Origin of the sequence: Gordonia sp. SMJS1 (assembly GCF_029866425.1) — a bacterium.
GTDB classification, from domain to species: Bacteria; Actinomycetota; Actinomycetes; order Mycobacteriales; family Mycobacteriaceae; genus Gordonia; species Gordonia hongkongensis.
In genome coordinates, this window is the sequence record NZ_CP123382.1 from 32253 (window position 1) to 52230 (window position 19978).

The following is a 19978-nucleotide window of genomic DNA, read 5'->3' on the forward strand; positions in this document are numbered from 1 at the left end:
TGTCTCCTCGGGTGACAACGCGCGAGCCGTTCGACGGCAAATCAATCGCGCTCGCGCGTAGTCGCCAACCACCACTCCGGAGAGGGACTGTTCGACGGCAATCTGACCGTCCCTCTCCGGAGCCTGGGAGCCGTGCCATCGATCGAAAGTCGACAGCAACACGCCCAGACCAATCTGGCCCACTAGGATCGGGCTCAAGAAGGTTCGTCATGCGAGTTCCTTCACTCCAAGGGTTTCCTCGAAGCTGTAAGAAGCAGTCCACCCAGACGGCCGTTGGCAGTGCATACCCGCAGGTAAATTGAGCAACGACGGCCTCGATGCCCGCCCATACCGCATCGAGCTGGTATTCACACCCGGTCCCGACGCCGTTCGAGTCGCCAAACTGTGCAGCGTTCGGGCCGGGGTCAAACTCGTAGTCTGAGACCCTGTGTCTAACTGCTGTGCATGTGTATCTCCAGTGCATAAGCTGCTCAATCGGCGGCTCAACCCTACAAACGGCCCTCATGATCCGACCGCCAGTCCGAACTATAACCCGATGCTAAACCGAATGTAAACCGACGATAGCCATGCACTAGTGACATTTGGGGAGGGGGCTGCCCCGGAACGGGTCCACGGCGCTTAGAGTGCGGGTGTGGCCGATGCTTTGCGCTTTGGGCGCCTCGTGCAGCGGCGCCGGCAAGAACTGGGATTGTCGCAAGCCGACATAAGCCTCGCCGGCGGGCCGAGTGACGCGACTGTGCGACGCCTCGAGCAAGGTTTGATGGCTAAGCCGCGGTTCGTCACGTTGAGCAAGCTGGACGCTCCGCTGCGGTGGTCCGCGGGAAGCGCCGCCCGCGCTTTCGAGGGGGGAGACCCGATACCTCTGCGAGACGAGCCCACGATCGATCTGGCCGCGGGCACGAATGACCCGATCTCTTCTCGCCCCACACGTCCCCTGACGCCCTCTGTCTACGGAGTGTTCATTCGAACCGACGCGCTGGCCGAACTGGCTCGGAAGGTGCGCGCTGTCGATGACCTGTCGCCTTCGCTCGACGAGGACCAGCGCGTTGTGGTGTCGAATCTTCGTCATGCGACCGACAGATTGACCCGAGCGTGGATAATCAGGCAGGCAGAAATAGCGCGTCGTGACGGCACTCTCGCTGATCTGATCCTCGTTCTTGACGATCATCTGCGAATGCCACCGCCGGAAGGCGAGTCCGCCTCAGACAGCGATGACCTCAACTACTTGAGGTGGCTCGCCGGTTACTCGATGTCGATGCCTCAGGCTCGGCGATACGAAACGCGTTTCGCTGAGTTCGTAGCGAGTCAGTCAGAGCAGGTTGACTGACATGGAGTTGGTGGTCTTCTCATGCGTTGCTAGGTTCGGTGGCCCTGCGGGCCGGGTTGGTCTAATACAGCCTCCAACCCGACCCGAGAGCACTATCCGGCAAGACCAGTCTTTAGGCCGCGCAGTTCTTGTTCATTGCGTCGCGCCACAAGACGCCATTGGTGGTGGCAAACCGAAGGTACACCGATATTAGACCGAAATAAAGAGTAGACACCCTGCGCGTCCGTGGAACGCGGGCGAATCCGAGGCTCGCCCGCGGCGGTACGGTTTGGCAATCCCCTGCGTGACCGTTGCGTCGTTTAGTTACGTCTACAGACCTTAGACGCTCATCGTCGACCCTCGCCTATCGAACTGCGTTGATCGCGCAGACCGGTCGCCCCTACCCGCGTGACTGCTGCGACGCCGCGGGGTTTGGGTGTGCAGCTCGTGCCTGCGAACCGCCTTACCGGCCGGCAGGGATGAACCGTCCGAGGGGTTGGGCGTACCGGCTTACTCTGAATCCACTGATTCAGACTGGAGGTGGGCTTCTAGAGCTGCCCTGCACAGCTGCGAGCGATTCTCGGCACCGACTTCGACAACCAAGCGGTCGATGACAGTCAGGTTGCGACCTAGCATCCGGAACGTCAGGGAAGATCGCTCCTCTTCGGGTCTGGCTTCGATTCGTACGAACAGCCCATCGTCGTGGTGCTGGCGTTTGAGCTTCTCTACTAACGCCGGCAAGCGGTCGTGATTGGCGACAATCGCGTCCATCAATGTCCCGGCGATGGTTGTTTCGTTCTGCTTGTTGTGCGCCTTGGTGGCTGTGCAGAGTGGCGTGGGAAGCGACAGGGTGACTGACACCAGCATCTCGTCTGGGCGGGTTTCGACGCGTTTCGGGCGTCGGGTACCTCGCGAGACAGGCCGAGTGGACGCCGCCGGTTGCGGTCGATCGTGCGGTAGCGCTGGGCCGTCGGGTACAGCTGGGATCGCCGCTGGTGCTGCGGCAGGAGCAGATGGCCTACGGGGCGGCGGCCCCGGGACGCTGTCGGTCCTCGCGAGACCGGCTACAGGCTTGCGATCGGTGGCCATCAGGCAGGTGCTCCTTCGTGTGTCGGCTCTGCGGAGGAATCTTGCTCGGTCTCGCGTCGGTCGATCTCCTGGAGGATCTCCTGGGCGAGGAGGACGTAGTCTTCAGCGAGAGACGGCGCGGTGCCTGGCACACGGTCGGGCCGTCTGCCTTCCTTGAGGGCCTTCCAGTACGGCTCGGCGTTGTCAACTTGCTCGGCCAGCTCGTGGGCGAGCAAACCCTTCTCCCGTACCTGAACCGAGGTCATGGTGCTATGGCGCACAACGGAATTGAACAGCGGGGCCACTCCTCCTAGCGCTGCGTCTAGCTTGGCTCGCGCCTCTCTACGAATGGCTTTCGCAGCGACCTCGATGCCGAATAGCACGGCGCCCAGGACCTCGATGTCGGGGTTTGTTGACCTGGCATTAACCATTTCGTCAGCGAGCTTCTGCAGGCCATCAATGCTCGAGTCGTCCGGTTTCGTCGGGATGACGATCCAACGTGTCGCAGCCAGCGCCAACCGTAGAAGATGGGGTCGTGTAGGTGGGGTATCGATAATTATGAGGTCATAGTCAGCTGCGATGGGAGTTAACGCATCTGCAAGTTGCCTGTGTGAACCTGGCGAACGCTGAGAACGTCCGATCAGTATCGCTTCCAGGTCGTCGAGTCTGCTCCCACCCGGAAGTACGTCCAAATTGGGTCGGTAGTTGACAAGACTGGGTCGTAGTGCCTTCTCCTGCATGATCGCGTCAAAGATTTGTTGTCCCGAATCCCCGGACCCATCGATCTCGTAGCCTAGGTCGCGTCCCGCGTTGCCCTGCGGATCGAGCTCAATGAACAGGACGTGCCAGCCGGCGGCAGCGGCCAAACCAGCGACATTTGTCGCCGTGGACGTCTTACCGACGCCACCCTTGCCGTTTGCGATCGTGACAACCCGAGACAGTGCGGGTTGAGATAGGTGTTGCACTGAGTCCTCCAATGGGGTGGTGCGCATGGACCGCAGGAAGGCAGTACCTGCCGGGCGCTTTGGGGTCCGCTATGCGCAGAGGATAACAGCGCACATCGGTTCGCGCGGTGTACGACACGCTACGGACGACCTTGCGTTCTACCGCGAGGTCTCGCATGCGCGACGTCACAGATACTTACTTGAGATCGGCGATGATCGAGGCGTTAACGATGACGATGTCTTTGGTCGGCGGGCAGCATCTACGTCATGCGTTGCGTATAGACATAACTGATTAGGCAGAGCTGCCATCACTGCGCACGGGTATGTGTTCATTAGTTCGGTGTGTACATCGATCTACATGTATCGCATCAGCGGAGCCGGTAGACAGGAAAACATTTTGACGCACAACGCTCGCAACGTGGGACGAGATATGGCGGTGCCTGCGGACATGAGTGCTCTGCGCCGCGTAGCCCGCCTTGCGAGCGTCCGCAAGCATCGCAGTACGTAGCACTTCACAGCACCTTGTATTGAGTGCGACGTGGTCTCTCGTAGTCGAGTGGGTACGTGCGGTGGTACAGCTCAGCGTATGGGGGTAAGGACGCTGAGGCTCATCCCGTGCATCGGTGCGGTGCTTCACGCTATATGTATGGCGCGCCGACAAGTGCAAGGTACGTCCCGGTAGACGTAAGAACGTATATGGCGGCGTGCGGTTCGACTCGTGGCGCCCATTAACGCGGAAGGTCCGGGCAGCAACCAACGAGGTGGCACTTCCTCGAGTGTGGTAGTCCGTGTTAGGGGGCCTGTTGCGGGACGCAGGGCGTAGCTCGGTGACCACAGTGTTGTCGCGCATCATCTAGACGGTCTCGTCGACTGCACTGGTCGCGTGGCTGCGTGCATTGAAGTGCGAAGTAATGCGTGCATTATTACGAGGCGAACAGGACGTTTGTGCGCACGGCACTCGCCATCGGACCGGTCGGTAACCACATTGCGGGGAACGAAAGTCAGATACCAGGATCGCGGATGCGACACCCAGGGCGAACAGAAGCATCGTGTCTGCGCCCGAGAGAGGTTCGCGCTCTCGACTAGACCCTTGGAAGACCAAGGCACCGGGTGGCATAGCCACGCAGCTCGGCTGTCGGCCGAGTGGCTTGTGAGCCGACAGCTCAACGTAGCGGCCCCCGCACAGACTTGCGCGTCCGCGTGACCTGACCCGGTGGGGCGGGTTTGACCATCCGCGACACGGGCGCACAAAGACATAAAGACATGAGACCACAGCGCAGCGCGTTCACGACGAATTTCATCCCACCAACGATGACTAGGGGCTGGCGTCCGCCTTGCTCGATCGCTGGTCTACCTCGACGCATCCATCCACGAACATGTAACAGCGTTCCTTGAACTCTGTGGATTGGCCGGGCGGACCCCTTGTTGGGTCACCAAACGAACATCGGCCGCTCTTGTGGGTCCACAACTGAGCCGGGCTGACCTAGGATTACCTGATGGCTGACCGGGGAACCAGCGCCACAACTACATGCGGCAGCTCAGGCGGGCACCTACAACCCGTGCTCTACGTAGATCACCGAGTTCGTCTATGTCACGCCCCCTACGTCACTCCCCCGGAAGGCACCGGTGTCGCCGCCGGCCCCTCAAGTTCGGCCGCTAGGCCCAATGCCACCAGGCTCTCGGCACTTCGGGAGACTCCTTGAGTGAAGGCTGCGGTAGGGTTCCGAGAACTGAGCCGACGTCGTCACCAACCCGATAACACCCGTCGGCCGTATGGGCCGGCGGGAGATGTTCGACTCTGAAGGTGGGCCATCGCCGTATCGACGTCCCGTTGGGGCTGAGAAGCAAGAATGAACGCTTAGTGCGACTGACGGGAGTCCTGGCAATCGCGCTGAGACGGCAGACTTACGTAAATGGCTCCAGATCGCACCGTGACGAGCTGTCACCCATTCTGGCCCTAAGGGTTAGGACAACTCATTTTCGTCGTTCTGCGGGAAACTGGGAGGCAGTTTCGATTTGCGCAGGTCAACGGTGCTTAAATGCTGTCGTGAACCGAAAGCTGTAGTCAGCGCTGGCTCTCGACCGGCACCGCAGGCCGGTGGGGGAGCGGAGAACCGCGGCGGAGTAGATTTTTCTGACCCAAACGGCGAACTACTGCTGATGTCCATGGCCATGAGAAAGTCCCCATTGGTGGCCAGGTCGAGGTCCCCGCTGGTGGCCAGATAAAAGTCCCCACCCTGTGTTCGTCGTGTCGACCCGGAACTGAGGGCCCAGGCGATGACGGTGAAGGTGCCAACCGATCACCATCACCGCCTGGGAGTTCCATTGAAGTCTGCGAAGGACCGTATGGACATCATTTCTGCTTACCGAGAACTCGGAAGCTATCGCGCCGCAGCCGAGGTGTGCGGCACCACCCACAAGACCGTCAAGCGTGTGGTCGACCGGTTCGAGGCCGACGATCAACCACCCGACCGCAAGGAACGGGCCCGCAACTACGATGCGGTCGCCGAGTTGGTCGCTGAGCGAGTCGAGCGGTCACACGGCCGGATCACCGCCAAGCGACTGCTGCCGGTAGCACGTGCCGCGGGCTATGAGGGCTCGGCCCGCAACTTCCGTCGTCTCGTCGCCCAGGAGAAAACACAGTGGCGCCGTGATCATCATCGTGGCCGCCGCCCGGCGGTGTGGGCTCCGGGTGACTACCTGGTCATCGATTGGGCCGTAATCGGCGGGCTGCACATGTTCTGCGCGGTGTTGGCGTTCTCGCGGTGGCGGTTCGTTCGGTTCGCCACCAACGAAACATCCACCACCACACTCGGATTCATCGCCGAGGCGTTGGAAGAGATCGGTGGAGTGCCCAACAAGGTACTCGCTGATCGGATGGGTTGCCTCAAAGGTGGAGTCGTCGCCAACGTCGTCGTACCCACCCCCACGTATGTGCGGTTTGCCACCCACTACGGGTTTTCCCCGGACTTCTGTCACGGCGCCGATCCGGAATCGAAAGGGATCGTGGAGAACCTCTGCGGGTACGCGCAGTCGGATCTGGCGCAGCCGTTGTGGACCGAAGCCAAGATCGCTGCTGGTCGTGACGACGTGCAGCTGGATGTGCACGCAGCGAACCGGGCCGCGCGGGACTGGTGTGTCGAGGTCAACACCCGCCGTCACAGCGACACACTGTGCGTGCCTGCTGACCAACTCACGATCGAACGAGACACATTGAGCCCGTTGCCGTCTCTGCGGGCCCAGGTCGGTCCACCGCCGGTCACCCGTAAGGTCGATCGCCTCTCGTGTATCCGGTACGCCTCGGCCCGCTACTCGGTACCCAACCGGCTCATCGGCACCACCGTGACCCTCATCCAGGACGGTGAGCGGCTCCTGATCGCCGAACCTGCCTCCGGTGAGGTGGTCGCCGATCATCTGTTGGCCGCACCTGGTGAGGTCGTCCTCAACGATGATCACTACGGGGGGCCACGCACCCCGCCCAGTCGTGCACCACGGCCCAAAACTGCGGTAGAGAAACAGTTCTGCGATCTCGGTGAGGTTGCTGAGCAGTTCCTGGTCGGTGCCGCGGCCATCGGGAACACCCGCCTGGGCGGTGAACTCGATGACATCCTCGGGCTCGTCACCTCCCACGGCCGCGAACAGGTGCTCACCGCTCTGACCAGGGCGGTGGCGTTCCGGAGGTTCAAGGCCGCCGATGTGCGCTCGATCCTCGATGCCGGAGCCGGCACCCCCAACCCGCGACCGGCCGGCACAGCACTGTTGGGTCACCTGCCTACCGCGCCCACCCGCTCGCTGGATGCCTACAAGCTGGGCGCCGGCGACAAGGAGGTGTCATGACCACCACAACATCGACACCCGTTGCACCTCAGACAGTGCCGCCGCTACCGGCCGACCTCGATCACGCGCTACGCCGATTGAAACTGGCCTCGATCCGCCGCAGCGCACCCGAGGTCCTGCTCACCGCGAAAACCCAGCGGTGGACACCCGAAGAAGTACTGCGAACCCTGGTGGAAACCGAGATCGCCGCTCGTGATGCCTCCAACATCCGCAACCGACTAAAAGCTGCCGGGTTCCCGGTCACCAAAACCTTGGAATCGTTCGACGTGGCCGCATCCTCTATTCCGGCCAATACCTTCGAATACCTGTCTTCACTGGAATGGGTTCGGGCGCAACATAATGTCGCCCTGATCGGCCCTGCCGGGACGGGTAAGAGTCACACCCTGATCGGGTTGGGGATCGCCGCAGTGCACGCCGGACACAAAGTGCGGTACTTCACCGCCGCCGACCTCGTGGAGACCCTGTATCGCGGGCTGGCCGACAACACCGTCGGCAGAACCATCGACACCCTGCTGCGCCAAGATCTGCTCATCCTTGACGAGATCGGATTCGCCCCGCTCGACGACACCGGCACCCAACTGCTGTTCCGGCTCGTCGCCGGCGCCTACGAACGCCGATCTCTCGCGATCGCCAGCCACTGGCCCTTCGAACAATGGGGACGATTCCTGCCCGAACACACCACCGCCGCCAGCATCCTCGACCGGCTCCTGCACCACGCCACCATCGTCATCACCGACGGCGACTCCTACCGCATGACACACCGAACGGAGGTGCCACCGACCTAGAACATCCCGCACAGGGTGGGGACTTTTACCTGGCCACCAGCGGGGACATCAAACTGGCCGTTGACAGCTGATGGCCCGCTTGAGGCGCGCCTGTGACTCAGTCAGTGCCGCTTCTACCGACAGGCCGACGGCTTGTCGATTGCCTGCCGGTTAGCCCGCTCGATGTTGCTGCTGCGAGGGCTGCGCAGCACGAACTGCGTCCAGCAAGCGAGTGAACTCGCTTGCCAAAACACTCCCGTCTGAAAGCCCCAGGAGCACACCTTCCGCGCGGGCAACGGCTGTGTCTAAGCCAGCGACTGACGAGGGCTCCGGGGTGGACTTGGGTGACGCGGACGAATCGAACGCCGCAAGGTCGCGTTCGAGCATCTGCGCCATCTCGCGATGATGCTGAAGTTGCGCGGAAATTCGTCGAGCGGCGTTCTCGGCGGAGCGCCGGCAGGCATCCGAGCAATAGATCCGAGGCCGACCACGACCCGCGGTCCTACGAAACTCCTTTCGGCACTGCGGGTCAGCGCAGTACGCCGTCACTACCGGAGCTTTGGTCGACCGGTTCTCGATAGCTGCCGGAACTGGCGTGGGTGCGCCAAGGCGCCCACGCCGGCCGTCAGCGGACCGATCCATCCACCCAGTGTGGCATAAATTCGCGCGAAAATACAGCCGAACAACGCCCGTGACCTGCGGAGATGAGAGTACCGCCCTACTCGATGTCCCCTGACCCGCCGTCCAGCACCAACATAAAATCGCGCGGAATTCGCGCTCATACAATTACACCGATGTGATTCGAGCCAACAAGGGGGGTGTGATGACTGCAGGACGCGCAGGTAGCGCCGGTCCTAGCGTGGCCACTGCACCGCGGCTCGATCATCCCTGCGGAAGATCGTGCTCGAGCTTGCGCAGTTCTTCAGCCCAGCACCACGATCGGTCCCTACTCCCGACGACGGTCGATCAACGCCGGTGCCACGCCTTTGACGCGAACCAGATCTTTCCTACCCTGCGCCACCTTCGCGCTGCGCGCCTAGCATCGCCAACCCAGAAGGGAGCCTCCGAACCTTCCGAACGCTGACATCTAAATAACGCGCGAGGTCCAACACAAGGACCCCCCGATTACCAGTCGGAGGGTCCTTGATCTGAAGTTTCGAGACTGAGTTACCAGCTCGGTCTCACGGGCTCTCGCCCATCCCCGAAGGGACTGTCTTGCCGGACAGATCTCAGGGTAGCGTGCGCCCTCTAGGAGTGCCCGCAATCCCTGTGCTCCGCGTGTCGCACAACCACACGCGGGGAATCGACTGCATTCGTCCGCAGCACTCACCCACTAGTGGGTGGACATGCTGAGTGAATGGAGGCAGTGGTCGCCCCGCTCCACAGTGCGTGTCGACGCAACAAACGAACACAGATACCGATCAGCACCATGGCCAGAACGAATGCCACCGGTGCCTATCGCGACGTATCTAGCGGACCGCCATTCCCGGTACACGCTGCTCGCATTCGACCTGGATGCAGGACCGTACGGTCCCGAGGCCGTTGCTGTGGATGCCAACGTACTTACCGGCGTCCTAACCGACTTGGGTGTGAGCCACCTGCAAGTGCAGTCGGGGCCCTCAGGAGGGCGGCACATCTGGGTGCGCGTCATTGACCCAGGGATACCCGCGGAGAAAGTCGCCGACCTTGCTCGTAGGCTGCGCGCGCACCTTCCAACCCTCGACATCTCTCCGCTTACCAACCCCGTGTCGGGCGCAGTTCGGATCCCCGGGTCTGTGCACCGATCGGGCGGAAACGCGAGCCCACTATTGACCGGACGGGAACTGGGCAACGCCGTCAGGGACATGCAGGCTCGGCCGGCGCCACCCGACCTAGCTGAGTGGCTGATAGCGAGGTTCCCAACAACCGCGCGGCAAAACTCCACGCAGCGAACTACGACTATCGGCCTACGTCTGGTCGGGCAGGGGCCTGCCACACGGGTTGATCGCGCGCGAACCGAACTATCCACAACTACGGCTGAGCGCCTAGCCACGCGGCTCACAGCCGCCGACGATCGCTCGGCACACGCGTGGTCGATCATGCTCGGGATGGCCGCTAGCGTTGGTGCTGGACTGATGTGCTTCAACATCTGCACAAGCCTGGACTCGTCCGCTTGCGCGAAGACCTCCGCCAGAACGAGGCGCACGCCCTCACGCAGTGGCACAAAGCACTGCGCACTGCTGCCGAGACAGCGTGGCCGAGAGCGCAAGGCGACCACACCGTCGACGACCCAGTCCGCACTCACATTGAGGCTGTCTTCGCTGCAGCGAACTCAGATCCCGCAACTTGGGCACGGAAGGGGTGGGCCAGTGCTGAACGGGTCCTGCACAGCCTCCTCGTTGTGTGCGCTCAGGCGCACACAACGACCGTGAACATCGACGTTCGCCGGCTAGCCGAAGCCGCTAACGTTCACGCCGCAACGGCATCGAGGGCACTCCACCGCCTCCAGGCAGAAGGTTGGATCAGACGAGTCGCTGAGGCGCAGGGGACAGAGTCGGCAACTTGGGAGCTCGCACATGTTGCGTATGACACAGCTGCAACACAAGGGGAAACACGCCCCCCCGTTTGCCAACTCCACCCTGCGCCTCCACCATGCCCACCACGACATCTGGGTTTGGCGAGGAGGTTTAGGCGGAATCGCCGAGAGGATCCACGCAGCCTGGCAGGGTGGTCACGTATCCGTGATCGGTCTTGTGAGTGCCACGGGTTACTCCAGCCGGTGCGTCCGTGCGTGGCTTCGCTACTTCAGGGAGCTGAACCTACTGACTCCCTCCAGAAATAGGTGGGACGAAGTAGCCGTCGCATTCGGATCTTACGGCGCAATGGTCCGACGGGCACAGAGCCATCTTGTCGATCGACTGGTTCGGGACTGGTGGGATGAAGAACTTCGCTGGCGAAAGCAAAGAGGGAAGCGAAGGTATCGAGGTCCGGGCAAAGTGGCAACGGATCCACAAGCGATCGCACTGCCAATCGCAGCGCCCTCGCGGACAAGGTATGGGCGGTTCCCGACGCGGCCCAACGGAAAGGTCGACTATCCGTCGGCTCGTTCGTTGGTGCGTAGTCACATGCAAACAAGTAACGCTGCTTAGGTGTCACCGCGATCATCAGGACTCCGCGTGACAGTCCAACGTCACGCCGCAGCGAAATTCCCGCGGGGTTTAAGGAGATAGTGCTGGGCCGGATTGGACGATTGCTCACGCTGGCACACCTCCGTTGGCGGGCCGTCGATGATCGGCCGGGTGTCGGGTGTTGGGCGTCGAAACTCGGGAACCTTTCGGTGACTACACAGCAACTGACAAGTGTAAGGGTCGCCGCAGCGGCCACCTCTCATCCGATTGGAGAACCAACCTATGGCAACAACCTCGACTCGTCTGATCGCCGGCGCTGTGCTTGCAGCGGGCCTCGGTGCGGGTGTCGCGACCGCGGCGACGGGCCCGTGGGTTTCGGACTTCGGAATTCATCAGGTGCACGGCGGTGCTACCGAAAGTCAGGAGCCCTTCACCTTCAAATTCGGTACGGAGTACCGCGATCCAGTTGACAACGACGACTTCACCCGTCGCGGCTACGGTGATCCGATCGGTGACGCTGGGCAGCTGAAGGTTTTCCGCCCCTGACATCCGGGGTGAGTTCGGCACCTCTGTCTGCGGGGAGAAGACGACGACGTGCGCGATGTCGTCGGTCAGTGTGCTCGTTGGTCGGCGGTCGTCAGGATCAGGTATTGGGCCGAGGCTTGTTGGTGGGCATCGGTTTTGGTGTTGCCGATGACCTGGGCGCCGTATCGCCCGACAGTCAGTGCGCAGCTGTGTGCTTGGCTTGTCGGGTGCTTTTGGCAGGTGGCGGTGGGCAAGCCTGGTGGGCTGTCGGCGCCGGTCCAGCCTCGGGTGCGGTTGGACCCGAGGAAGCTGTCGAGATAGGTGCGCGCGCCCTCGGCGGTGTCCGCGCGGAAGACCGCCGAGTTCTCCACTGCGTTGGCATCCGAGCCAATCTTGGTCAGCACCTCGAAGTCGGTGACGGGGTCGGTGCTGGTGTGGGCGATGCCGCGGGGCCCGTACACCGCTCCGCGGTCAGGGGAGTCGGGGTTCGCCCGCAGGTAGGTCGCGGTGAATGGCAGCGCGTAGATGAGGATGGCGTCGGGGTCGATCAGCGGAGTTTCACCGTCGGGGGTGGGCGTGAACTCGTCGATGAAAATCTTCTGCTGAGTGATCGCGTTGGCCATACGCACCAACGACTCTCCGCTGCGGAACTGCGTCGTGGGGCCGTAGTACCGATCGAAGAACACATACGAGTCGTGAGCGGTGACAGCCAGGATCGCTGTGGACGCACCGAAATCTTGGATGACAGTTCGGGTGCCCGGCGCCCCGTCGAGCGGCACGATGGGCTTGTTGTCGATTTCGGCGACCGCGGCACTCATTTGATCAGCGGCGGCCGAGGCGTCGGCAGGGCTGCGATATTTCAGGACCGCATGCCGCAGCAGGTGACGAGCAGCCCCGACGTTGGCATCCCCGTTGTCGGCGGTGGTGACAAATCCGGTGACGAACTCCGCGTTGGCCGGAACGTCGGCCGCGCCCGGGACGACCGCGCGACCGATCCCGGCAGCGTCGTCGAACTCGCCGACAGGCCATTGCCCATGTGTGAGATCGGGATTGACCTCGAACGGCGCCAGCACGAACTGCGCCATCCGGGTCGCCTCGACCCGCTCGGGGTCGGTGACCGCGCGTCCGAACGCCGCTCGCGCCCGGGTGGGGTAGTCGCCGGTGTCGAGGGCATCAACCTGCACGGCAGGGTCGGTGAATGTTGCCGAACTGGGCTGCCCGTCGACCGTGCAGCCGGCCAGCACTGCGGTCACCGCCGCGGCCGCTGCGATGGAGCGACCGAGGTAGCTGCGCGTCATCGTTGCCTCTCGTCCCGTCTACTTGGCGTTCTGGTCGGCCTTGGTGAGGATCAGATATTGAGCCGCGGCTTGCTGGTAGACGTCAGTCTTGTTGGGCGACTGCACTTCTCCGACGTAGCGGCCGACCTGCACCTTGCAGTGATAGATCGTGTACTTGCCGTCGGCGCTGGATTGGGCAGAGCAGTTGGCGGCCGGCAGCCCGGGCGGTGCGTCGATCTTCTGGTCGTCGGCTTCGCTCGTAGCGGCCAGCGTGGCGGCCTGCTCCTCGGTGTCGGCGCGGTAGACGATGGAACGCTCGATCGCGTTCGCGGTCGATCCGGCCGCACGAAGGTCGTTGAAGATGCCGGCCGGGTCGCTGGAGAAGTGCGACAAGCCGCGCGGCCCGTACACCGCGCGCATGCTCTGCTGTGGTCGGCCGGTGATGTCGTTTTCCATCTCGGTGTCGGTGTAGGGCAGGGCGTAGATGAGGATGCTGTTCTCGTCCATCTTTGGCGGCTGAAAACCTCCGTCGTTGCCGCGGGCGGCGTTCTCCGCAGCCGTTGGGGTGCGTGGGAATTGGTCGATCAGCGCCGACTGCAACGTGATTGCTTTGCGGGCCATCGGCTCGAGCTGGTCGGAGTGGGCCGCCAGGGAGGAGGCGAACTCATAGATCACATAGACCCCGTGCGGGGTGTAGGTCGTGAAGTAGCTTTTGTCGTTGCGGGTGGTCTCGAGGGCGTAGGTGCCCTCCACCCCCGGCAGGCTGGTGACCGGGCTGTTCTGCTGGCGGGCGCTGACCTGGGCGAGTTGCTGCGCGGCGGCGCGGGCATCAGCGGCGGTTTCGTATCGCAGCACCATGTTGTGCAGGCCACGCGGGTTGTCACGTTCGGTCGGTGCGGTGGTGAACAGTGACGAGAAACCGCCGAGCAGTGCGTCGTTGGCCGGGATCGCCGCCGCGTCGGCGTTGATGTGTGGCACCAGGTTGCGGCGGCTGGTGATCGGTGCGTTGGATTTGTCCGGGGCGGTCAGGTCCGGGTCGACCTCGAAGGGCACCACGATGAACTGTGCCATTCGCTGGCTTTCGACCTGCACCAGTTGCGAGTCGTCGGCAACACCGAACGGTGGGCGCGGGTCGGTGGGGTAGGCGCCCGGATCGAGCGCGGTCAGATCGACCGTCGGCTCGGCGCTGCCGGTCGTCGAGGATTCGGGGGCGGGTTCGCCGCCGGTGGAGCATGCGGCCAGCATGCTCGCGGTGACCGCGGCTGCGGCCGCGAGTGGGTACCAACGCTTCATCAGGGTCTCGTTTCTCTCCTGCAGCCCCTGCCGCGGAGGACCAACGACCTCACCCGGGCCAGCGCTGCACACTGGTGTTGTCCAGTGTGTTGCTGCGCGAACCCCGAACGGTTCCCCCGAAACCCGGATCTGCACGATCCTCTTGTTCGGCTGCAGGATAGTGCGCCCACCGTCGTGCCTGCACAGTCGGGTCTGCCATCGCGGGCGAACGGTCCGCTGAGGTAGCCGCGGCCAGTGAGTCCGGGCCTGGGTCGCGCACGATATCTGGGCCTGCACCGCCGGCGCCTGACACCCGCCATTTTGCGTTGCCCTGCCGCTTCGACCAGCATGCTTTCCATGACCGGTCGGGGGAACGGCGGCACCGCTACGAGACGATGGTCGGCGTGAACGCGCCCGCAGCACCCCAGGCGGGGGTCGACGCGGCCGCGGCGGCGGTCGTGGCTGAGGCGGGAAAGGTGCTGCGCGCCTACAAACACGACGCCGTCGCCGACCTCGCCGAGACGAAACTGCACCGCACGCCTCAGCGCACCGTGGTGGTGGCGGGCGAGGTGCAGCGCGGCAAAAGTTCCCTGGTCAACGCCCTGGTCGGCTACCGCGACCTGTGCCCGGTCGGGGTTGATGTCACCTCCTCGGTTGCGGTGTCGGTCACCACCGCCGGTGATCTGCCCGCCGCTTATGCCGCCGAGTTGTTCTTTCCTTCCGGCCCGCGGCCGGCCGAGATCGGCGAGCTGGCCGACTGGGTGACCACCGGCGGGCGCATGGTCTGTGATCGGAGCGTCGAGGAGCTGCCCACTGCGGCGGCGATCGCGCTGCGTGAGGCCGCAGTGGCCGAGATGACCCTGATCGACACCCCCGGTGTCGGCGGCCTGGACCCCGGTTTGGCGAAACTGGCGTCGCAGTCCACCCAGCAGGCGTGCGTGTTGGTGCTGGTCTGTGATGCCTCCGCCCCGATCACGGCCCCGGAGATGGCCTTCGTCCGCGAGGCCAGTGCCGGAGTCGATGCCGTCGTCGTGGCCGTGACGAAGACCGACAAACACTTGGGCCGCTGGCGGGCGATCGTCGCCGAGAACCAGCGCCTGATTACCGAGCACCTGGGGCGTAAAGTGCCGGTGATCGGGGTGTCGAGCTTGCTCGCCGTCCTCGGCGCCGAGACCACTGACCCGCAGGCGCGTCACCGTCTCGAGGTCGACGCCGGGATCGCCGCCCTGCGTGGGGCGATCACTGACCGTCTCGATGCCGCCGCGGCGGCCCCGCACCTGGATGCGGTCCGAACGTGTCTGGACGGGCTGCGCACTGTGCGCACGACCATCGCCGACGAGCTCGCCGCGCTGAGTGCCGGGGCGAAAGCGTTGCCTGACCTTGCCGCCGAACGTGACCGGCTCACTGACCTGCAGGCCCAGTCGCGGCAGTGGGAGCAATACCTCGCCCGGGACCTGACCCTGCTGCGGCAATCGGCGGTCGACGATCTCGAGCGCCGCCTCGATGGGGTGCGCGAGAAGTGGACCACCTACATCAACAGCAACGGCATGGCCGTGTTGCGGCGCAGCGAACAGAAGTTCACCGCCGACATGCAGGTCGATCTGCAGATGGCGATGGCCGAAACCCTCGCCGGGTTCCTGCACGAGCTGCACGACACGATCATCGCCCCGCGCTTCGCCGACGACCCCGCGGTGTGGGACCAGATCAGCGACCGCATCGTGGCGTCGATGCAGGACAAGAAGATCGAAACCCACCAGGTCACCAGCAAACGCCAAGGGCTGCTCGACCCGACGCTGCTGACCATGGGTGTGGTCGGGTCCTCCACCCTCGGTGGGCTTGTCGGGCTTTCGGCGTTGATGGGTGTCGGGGCCGTCGTCGGCGCGGTGTGGGTCGGAGTGAACTTGAGCTTCCGGGCGATCCGCGCCGGCAAAACCAACCTGCTGGCCTGGCTGCGGGAAACCCTGGCCGCCACCAAGACCGCTACCGGCCGGCTCCTCGACAGCGCCGTCGCCCAAGCTCGCCCCGACATCGTCATCCGTTACCGAGATCACCTGCGCGCCACCATCGACCAGCTGCAAACCACCATCACCCACGTCCAGGAGGCCGCGGCCGCCGACGCCACCACCCGGGAGAAATCCACCCAACGTCTCACCTCGAACCTGGCCATCGTCGACAAACGCATCACCGCCGCCCAAGCACTCCTCGACGGATACCCGACATGAGCAGCGCCGCACCCGATTCGGTGCACACCACGCTCGACCGCGGCCTGCACCAGCTGGCCGCGCTCGGCGGGGACTGCATCGACCACGCCAACGCGATCGGCACCATCTTGTGGTCACCGCCGCGCGTCGTGGTCGTCGGCCGACTCAAAGCGGGCAAATCCACGCTGGTCAACGCACTGATCGGCGCGCCGGTCGCCGAGACCGCCGCCCTGGAGGCCACCAACGTCGTCACCGTCTACCGCGACGGGTCCCCGTCTCGCGCCGAGGTCCTCGCCCTCGACGGCGCCCGCCATCGCGCTGCGCTCCGCCCGGGCGCCGGGATCGAGTTGCCGATCCCGGCGGTCGAGGTCGCCTACGTCGACCGCTGGCTACCGTCGGCGGCGCTGCGCGAACGCACCCTCATCGACACCCCTGGCCTGTCGACGCTGACCGCCGCCAACGACGCCGCCACCCGCCGGGTGATGATCGACGGCTTCGAACAGACCCGCACTGCCTCCATCGATGCCGATGCCGCGGTGTTCCTCTTCGACGCCGCACCCCGAGTCGATGAGATCGAGTTCCTGCACCGGTTGCCGTTCACCCCGTTGACCATGCTCGGGGTGCTCTCGCGCGCCGACTCTTTCGGCGAGGGCGCCTTCGGCCGCCGCGACCCGCTCACCCACGCCGCCGCCCACGCCACCGCCATGGCCGGCCCGCTGGCCGGGATCGTCCACACCGTGGTCCCGGTGTCGGGGTTGATGGCCCAGACCAGCCACACCGGCATGCTGACTGAACGCCACGCCGCGCTGCTCGCTCAGCTCTGCGACGTCCCGCCGCTGGAGGTGCTGCGGATCTTCGACTCCGACGAACCTGTCAGCGGGGGAGTGCCGCCGGCCGACCGGGGTGAACTGCTCGCCCTGCTCGGCGAGTACGGCGTCCTCAACGGTCGCCGTGTCGCCGCCGACGGGGCCGCAGCGCTCAACGCCTGGCTGGCCGAACGCTCCGGGATCGCCGCCTTGCGCCACGCCCTGACCGCGGCCACCGGACGGTTCGCCGTGCTGCACCGCGCCCACCGCATCCTGGCGCGTCTCGATCAACTGGCCTTCACTCATCCCGCCCGCGACCACATCCGCACGCTGACCGCCGGTCTGCGCGCCGACCCGGCCCTGGCTGCGGTGACCGTGCTCGAGGACTACCAGCGGATGCTCGACGTCGACCCCGACGCCGCGGTCACCGATGAATTGCGCACCATCCTGACCGCCGCCACCCCCGCCGGCCGCGTCGGCCTCGACGGCCACCCGCCACCGGCCGTCGTCGCCGACGAAGCTCACCGCCGCCTGGCCGCTGCCCAGCAACGCACCCTGGCCACCCGGTCGGCGGCCGAGGACGCCGCTCTGGTCACCCTCATCCGCACCTACACCGCTCTGGCCGCCGGCCACTGACTCCCACTCGCGCACAGGACGATCCGACACCATGACATCTGCCACCCGCGCCTGGTCTCTGGCCATTGACTTCGGCACCAGCAACTCCGCGGCCGCACATTCGGGCGCCACCAGCCGCAGCATCGAAGCGCTCTCGCTGACCCACACCAGCAACCTGATGCCTTCGGCGGTGTTCGTCGACCCCGCAGGCACCGTCCTCGTCGGGGGTGCCGCACTCAACTCCGCCACGCAGAACCCGGCCGGTTCATCGCTTCACCCAAACGCCTCATCGGAGCGCAACCGGCGATCTCCGCCAATGGGCACACCCTGCCGGTCTACGCCCTCGTCGCCGCCGTGATGCGCACCGTCATCGGCCGCGGAGTCGCCGCACACGCGGGCACCATGCCCGACCGGGTCGTGCTCACCCACCCTGAAGCGTGGGCACCCCAACAGATCCAGGTCCTCACCGACGCCGCGATGGCCGCCGGGATCCCGGCCGAGCGGATCACCACGATCTCCGAACCCCGCGCCGCGGCCGGGCACTACTCCCGCTCCCACGCCCTGCAACACGGCACCAGGATCGCGGTGTTCGACTTCGGCGGCGGCACCCTCGACATCGCCGTCCTCGAGGTCACCCCCACCAACACCTTCCAGGTCATCGCCGCCCGCGGCGACAACGGCCTGGGCGGCAAGAACTTCGACGCCCTGCTGCAACGCTGGGTCGAGGACCGCCTCGCCGACCGCGACCCCGACCACGCCGCCTGGCTGCGCCGCACCGCCCCCATCGACGCCATCCAGTCCCTGCAGGACTCCATCCAGCAGGCCAAAGAGCTGCTGTCCGAAACGCCGTCGGCCACCATCACCGTGCCCGGCCCCGGTGAACGCACCACCCTGCAGATCACCCGTGACGAGTTCGACGAACTCATCACCCCCGCCGTCGACGCCGCGGTCCAGCTCACCCGAACCACCCTCGCCGACGCCGGACTCACCCACCCCGACCAACTCACCGCCCTCTATCTCACCGGCGGGTCCTCCCGCATCCCCCTCATCCAGCAACGCCTCGGCGAACTCGGCCCCGTCGCCACCCTCGACGACCCGAAAACCGTTGTCGCCCAAGGTGCGCTGCTCACCGTGTTGGCGGACTCGGCGCCCACCCAGCCCCGCGGCATCCCCGAAGCCGCCGACCTCATGCCGACCTGGCACACCCAACCCCGCACCCTCGGCTCACCAGCCCAGCCCGCCTCCACGCGGCGACGCTGGCTCCGGATCGGCGCTGCCGCGGTCGCCGTCATCGCCGCCGCCGCGATCGTGACCACCATCGTCACCACCGCCAGCGGCAACGACGACGACCCCACCGACGCACCCCAGGCCACCCAAACCCTGGGCACCGACACCACCGCCGCCGCCGGGCCCACCGGAGAAGACGGCGGACCGATCCTCACCGACCCCGACCAAATCCGCCAGCAACTGCCCGGCGCCCTGCAATCACAGATCACCGACTGCACCAACGGCAGCTTCACCGACAACGGCGCCCTCAAGCTGGACTGCACCCTCAACGAGAACGGGACCCTCAGTGGCCTCAAGATTGCGGGCGGCCTCTCACCCTCGTTGCGGATCCACATCAACGTCGACGACAACGAAGCAGCCCGCGAGGTTCGTAACCTGCGTAACGGGGTCTACAGCGGCGGAAAGGGCACCGTCGTCGAAGACACCAACCGCCAAGCGGCCGCCGAGATCGCGCCGAGCCTGAGCGACAACGAATACGACATCAGCTACGCCAACACCGGTACCGGGTTGATCCTTTCGGTCGCCGAACTGTCCTCCGTAGAGAACGCCCGCACATTCGTCACCCGTTCAGGCCTCATCAGTTAGCTCCGGTCGGGTCCTCGTCGGTTGTCTCAGGCGGTCTGTTTCCGCTCAACCAGCTTCCGGTCGAGCAATCAAGGCAGTCGTGATGATCAGCGATCAGCCGGGTGTTTTGTATCGCTGGTCTTCACAGAGGGTTCCTGTCGCGGCTCCCACCGCTACGGCCGCTTGGTCGGGGCTCCAGCTGGGCCCATTGGTCAGGATGTACCAGATGGTTTCCTCGGCGGAGTGCCCGTCGCGTAGGTACGTGCAGATGTCACGTCCGAGGGCGATCAACGTGTCTCGGTCCATGCGGACCCCGCCCGCCGTAGCTGTCACGACGAAGGCGGTCTCCGAGATGAACTTCTCGTCATCTGGTGAGGGAGGTTCATTCGGCGGCGGTGGCGGTGG

12 protein-coding genes are annotated in these 19978 nt (G+C 64.7%); 8 read left to right on the top strand and 4 right to left on the bottom strand.

From position 1 onward, the window contains the following. The first annotated feature begins 631 nt into the window (after positions 1 to 631). Positions 632 to 1327 carry a hypothetical protein gene (locus QAD21_RS23925; RefSeq protein ID WP_280362056.1) on the top strand — a complete coding sequence of 232 codons (696 nt, stop codon included), beginning with the start codon at positions 632 to 634 and terminating at the stop codon, positions 1325 to 1327. A gap of 489 nt (positions 1328 to 1816) precedes the next feature. Here QAD21_RS23925 and QAD21_RS23930 read toward each other — a convergent pair whose 3' ends face one another. Next, positions 1817 to 2167: a hypothetical protein gene (locus QAD21_RS23930; protein ID WP_280362058.1), complete on the bottom strand. Its 351-nt coding sequence runs from the start codon at positions 2165 to 2167 to the stop codon at positions 1817 to 1819. Between the two features lie 227 nt (positions 2168 to 2394). Beyond that, complete coding sequence (locus QAD21_RS23935; RefSeq protein WP_280362060.1) at positions 2395 to 3366, bottom strand: ParA family protein; 972 nt, start codon at positions 3364 to 3366, stop codon at positions 2395 to 2397. A gap of 2277 nt (positions 3367 to 5643) precedes the next feature. Here QAD21_RS23935 and istA point away from each other — a divergent pair. From istA to QAD21_RS23950, 3 genes are all read left to right on the top strand, one after another. Beyond that, complete coding sequence (gene istA / locus QAD21_RS23940; RefSeq protein ID WP_119699221.1) at positions 5644 to 7155, top strand: IS21 family transposase; 1512 nt, start codon at positions 5644 to 5646, stop codon at positions 7153 to 7155. Then, on the top strand, positions 7152 to 7940 hold the full coding sequence (istB, locus tag QAD21_RS23945; RefSeq protein WP_062394395.1) for an IS21-like element helper ATPase IstB: 789 nt from the start codon (positions 7152 to 7154) through the stop codon (positions 7938 to 7940). The genes istA and istB overlap by 4 nt, the downstream gene beginning before the upstream one ends. A gap of 3368 nt (positions 7941 to 11308) precedes the next feature. Then, positions 11309 to 11572, top strand: a complete 264-nt coding sequence (locus QAD21_RS23950) for a hypothetical protein (protein ID WP_280362062.1) — start codon at positions 11309 to 11311, stop codon at positions 11570 to 11572. Between the two features lie 65 nt (positions 11573 to 11637). Here the strand turns inward: QAD21_RS23950 and QAD21_RS23955 are convergent, their stop codons facing one another. Both QAD21_RS23955 and QAD21_RS23960 read right to left on the bottom strand, forming a co-directional pair. Continuing rightward, positions 11638 to 12849, bottom strand: coding sequence for a hypothetical protein (locus tag QAD21_RS23955; RefSeq protein ID WP_280362064.1), 1212 nt, complete (start codon positions 12847 to 12849; stop codon positions 11638 to 11640). Positions 12850 to 12867: 18 nt separating this feature from the next. Next, positions 12868 to 14121, bottom strand: a complete 1254-nt coding sequence (locus QAD21_RS23960; protein WP_280362066.1) for a hypothetical protein — start codon at positions 14119 to 14121, stop codon at positions 12868 to 12870. 374 nt (positions 14122 to 14495) lie between these two features. Here QAD21_RS23960 and QAD21_RS23965 point away from each other — a divergent pair, with 374 nt between their 5' ends. From QAD21_RS23965 to QAD21_RS23980, 4 genes are read left to right on the top strand one after another with little or no spacing between them, the layout of a single operon-like run. Further along, the gene (locus QAD21_RS23965) at positions 14496 to 16322 is read left to right on the top strand and encodes a dynamin family protein (protein ID WP_280362068.1); all 1827 of its coding nucleotides are present in this window, start codon (positions 14496 to 14498) and stop codon (positions 16320 to 16322) included. Next, a complete protein-coding gene (locus tag QAD21_RS23970) occupies positions 16319 to 17743 on the top strand; it encodes a GTPase (RefSeq protein ID WP_280362070.1) in 1425 nt (474 codons plus the stop codon). The genes QAD21_RS23965 and QAD21_RS23970 overlap by 4 nt, the downstream gene beginning before the upstream one ends. Before the next feature lie 31 nt (positions 17744 to 17774). Continuing rightward, positions 17775 to 18080: a hypothetical protein gene (locus QAD21_RS23975; RefSeq protein ID WP_280362072.1), complete on the top strand. Its 306-nt coding sequence runs from the start codon at positions 17775 to 17777 to the stop codon at positions 18078 to 18080. Beyond that, on the top strand, positions 18080 to 19594 hold the full coding sequence (locus QAD21_RS23980; protein WP_280362131.1) for an Hsp70 family protein: 1515 nt from the start codon (positions 18080 to 18082) through the stop codon (positions 19592 to 19594). The genes QAD21_RS23975 and QAD21_RS23980 overlap by 1 nt, the downstream gene beginning before the upstream one ends. Positions 19595 to 19978 lie beyond the last annotated feature (384 nt).

Coding starts and splice junctions, on each gene's coding strand:
- QAD21_RS23935 (WP_280362060.1), bottom strand. CDS start 3,366: ATGCGCACCACCCCATTGGAGGACTCAGTGCAACACCTATCTCAACCC.
- istB (WP_062394395.1), top strand. CDS start 7,152: ATGACCACCACAACATCGACACCCGTTGCACCTCAGACAGTGCCGCCG.
- QAD21_RS23950 (WP_280362062.1), top strand. CDS start 11,309: ATGGCAACAACCTCGACTCGTCTGATCGCCGGCGCTGTGCTTGCAGCG.
- QAD21_RS23955 (WP_280362064.1), bottom strand. CDS start 12,849: ATGACGCGCAGCTACCTCGGTCGCTCCATCGCAGCGGCCGCGGCGGTG.
- QAD21_RS23960 (WP_280362066.1), bottom strand. CDS start 14,121: ATGAAGCGTTGGTACCCACTCGCGGCCGCAGCCGCGGTCACCGCGAGC.
- QAD21_RS23965 (WP_280362068.1), top strand. CDS start 14,496: ATGGTCGGCGTGAACGCGCCCGCAGCACCCCAGGCGGGGGTCGACGCG.
- QAD21_RS23970 (WP_280362070.1), top strand. CDS start 16,319: ATGAGCAGCGCCGCACCCGATTCGGTGCACACCACGCTCGACCGCGGC.
- QAD21_RS23975 (WP_280362072.1), top strand. CDS start 17,775: ATGACATCTGCCACCCGCGCCTGGTCTCTGGCCATTGACTTCGGCACC.
- QAD21_RS23980 (WP_280362131.1), top strand. CDS start 18,080: ATGCGCACCGTCATCGGCCGCGGAGTCGCCGCACACGCGGGCACCATG.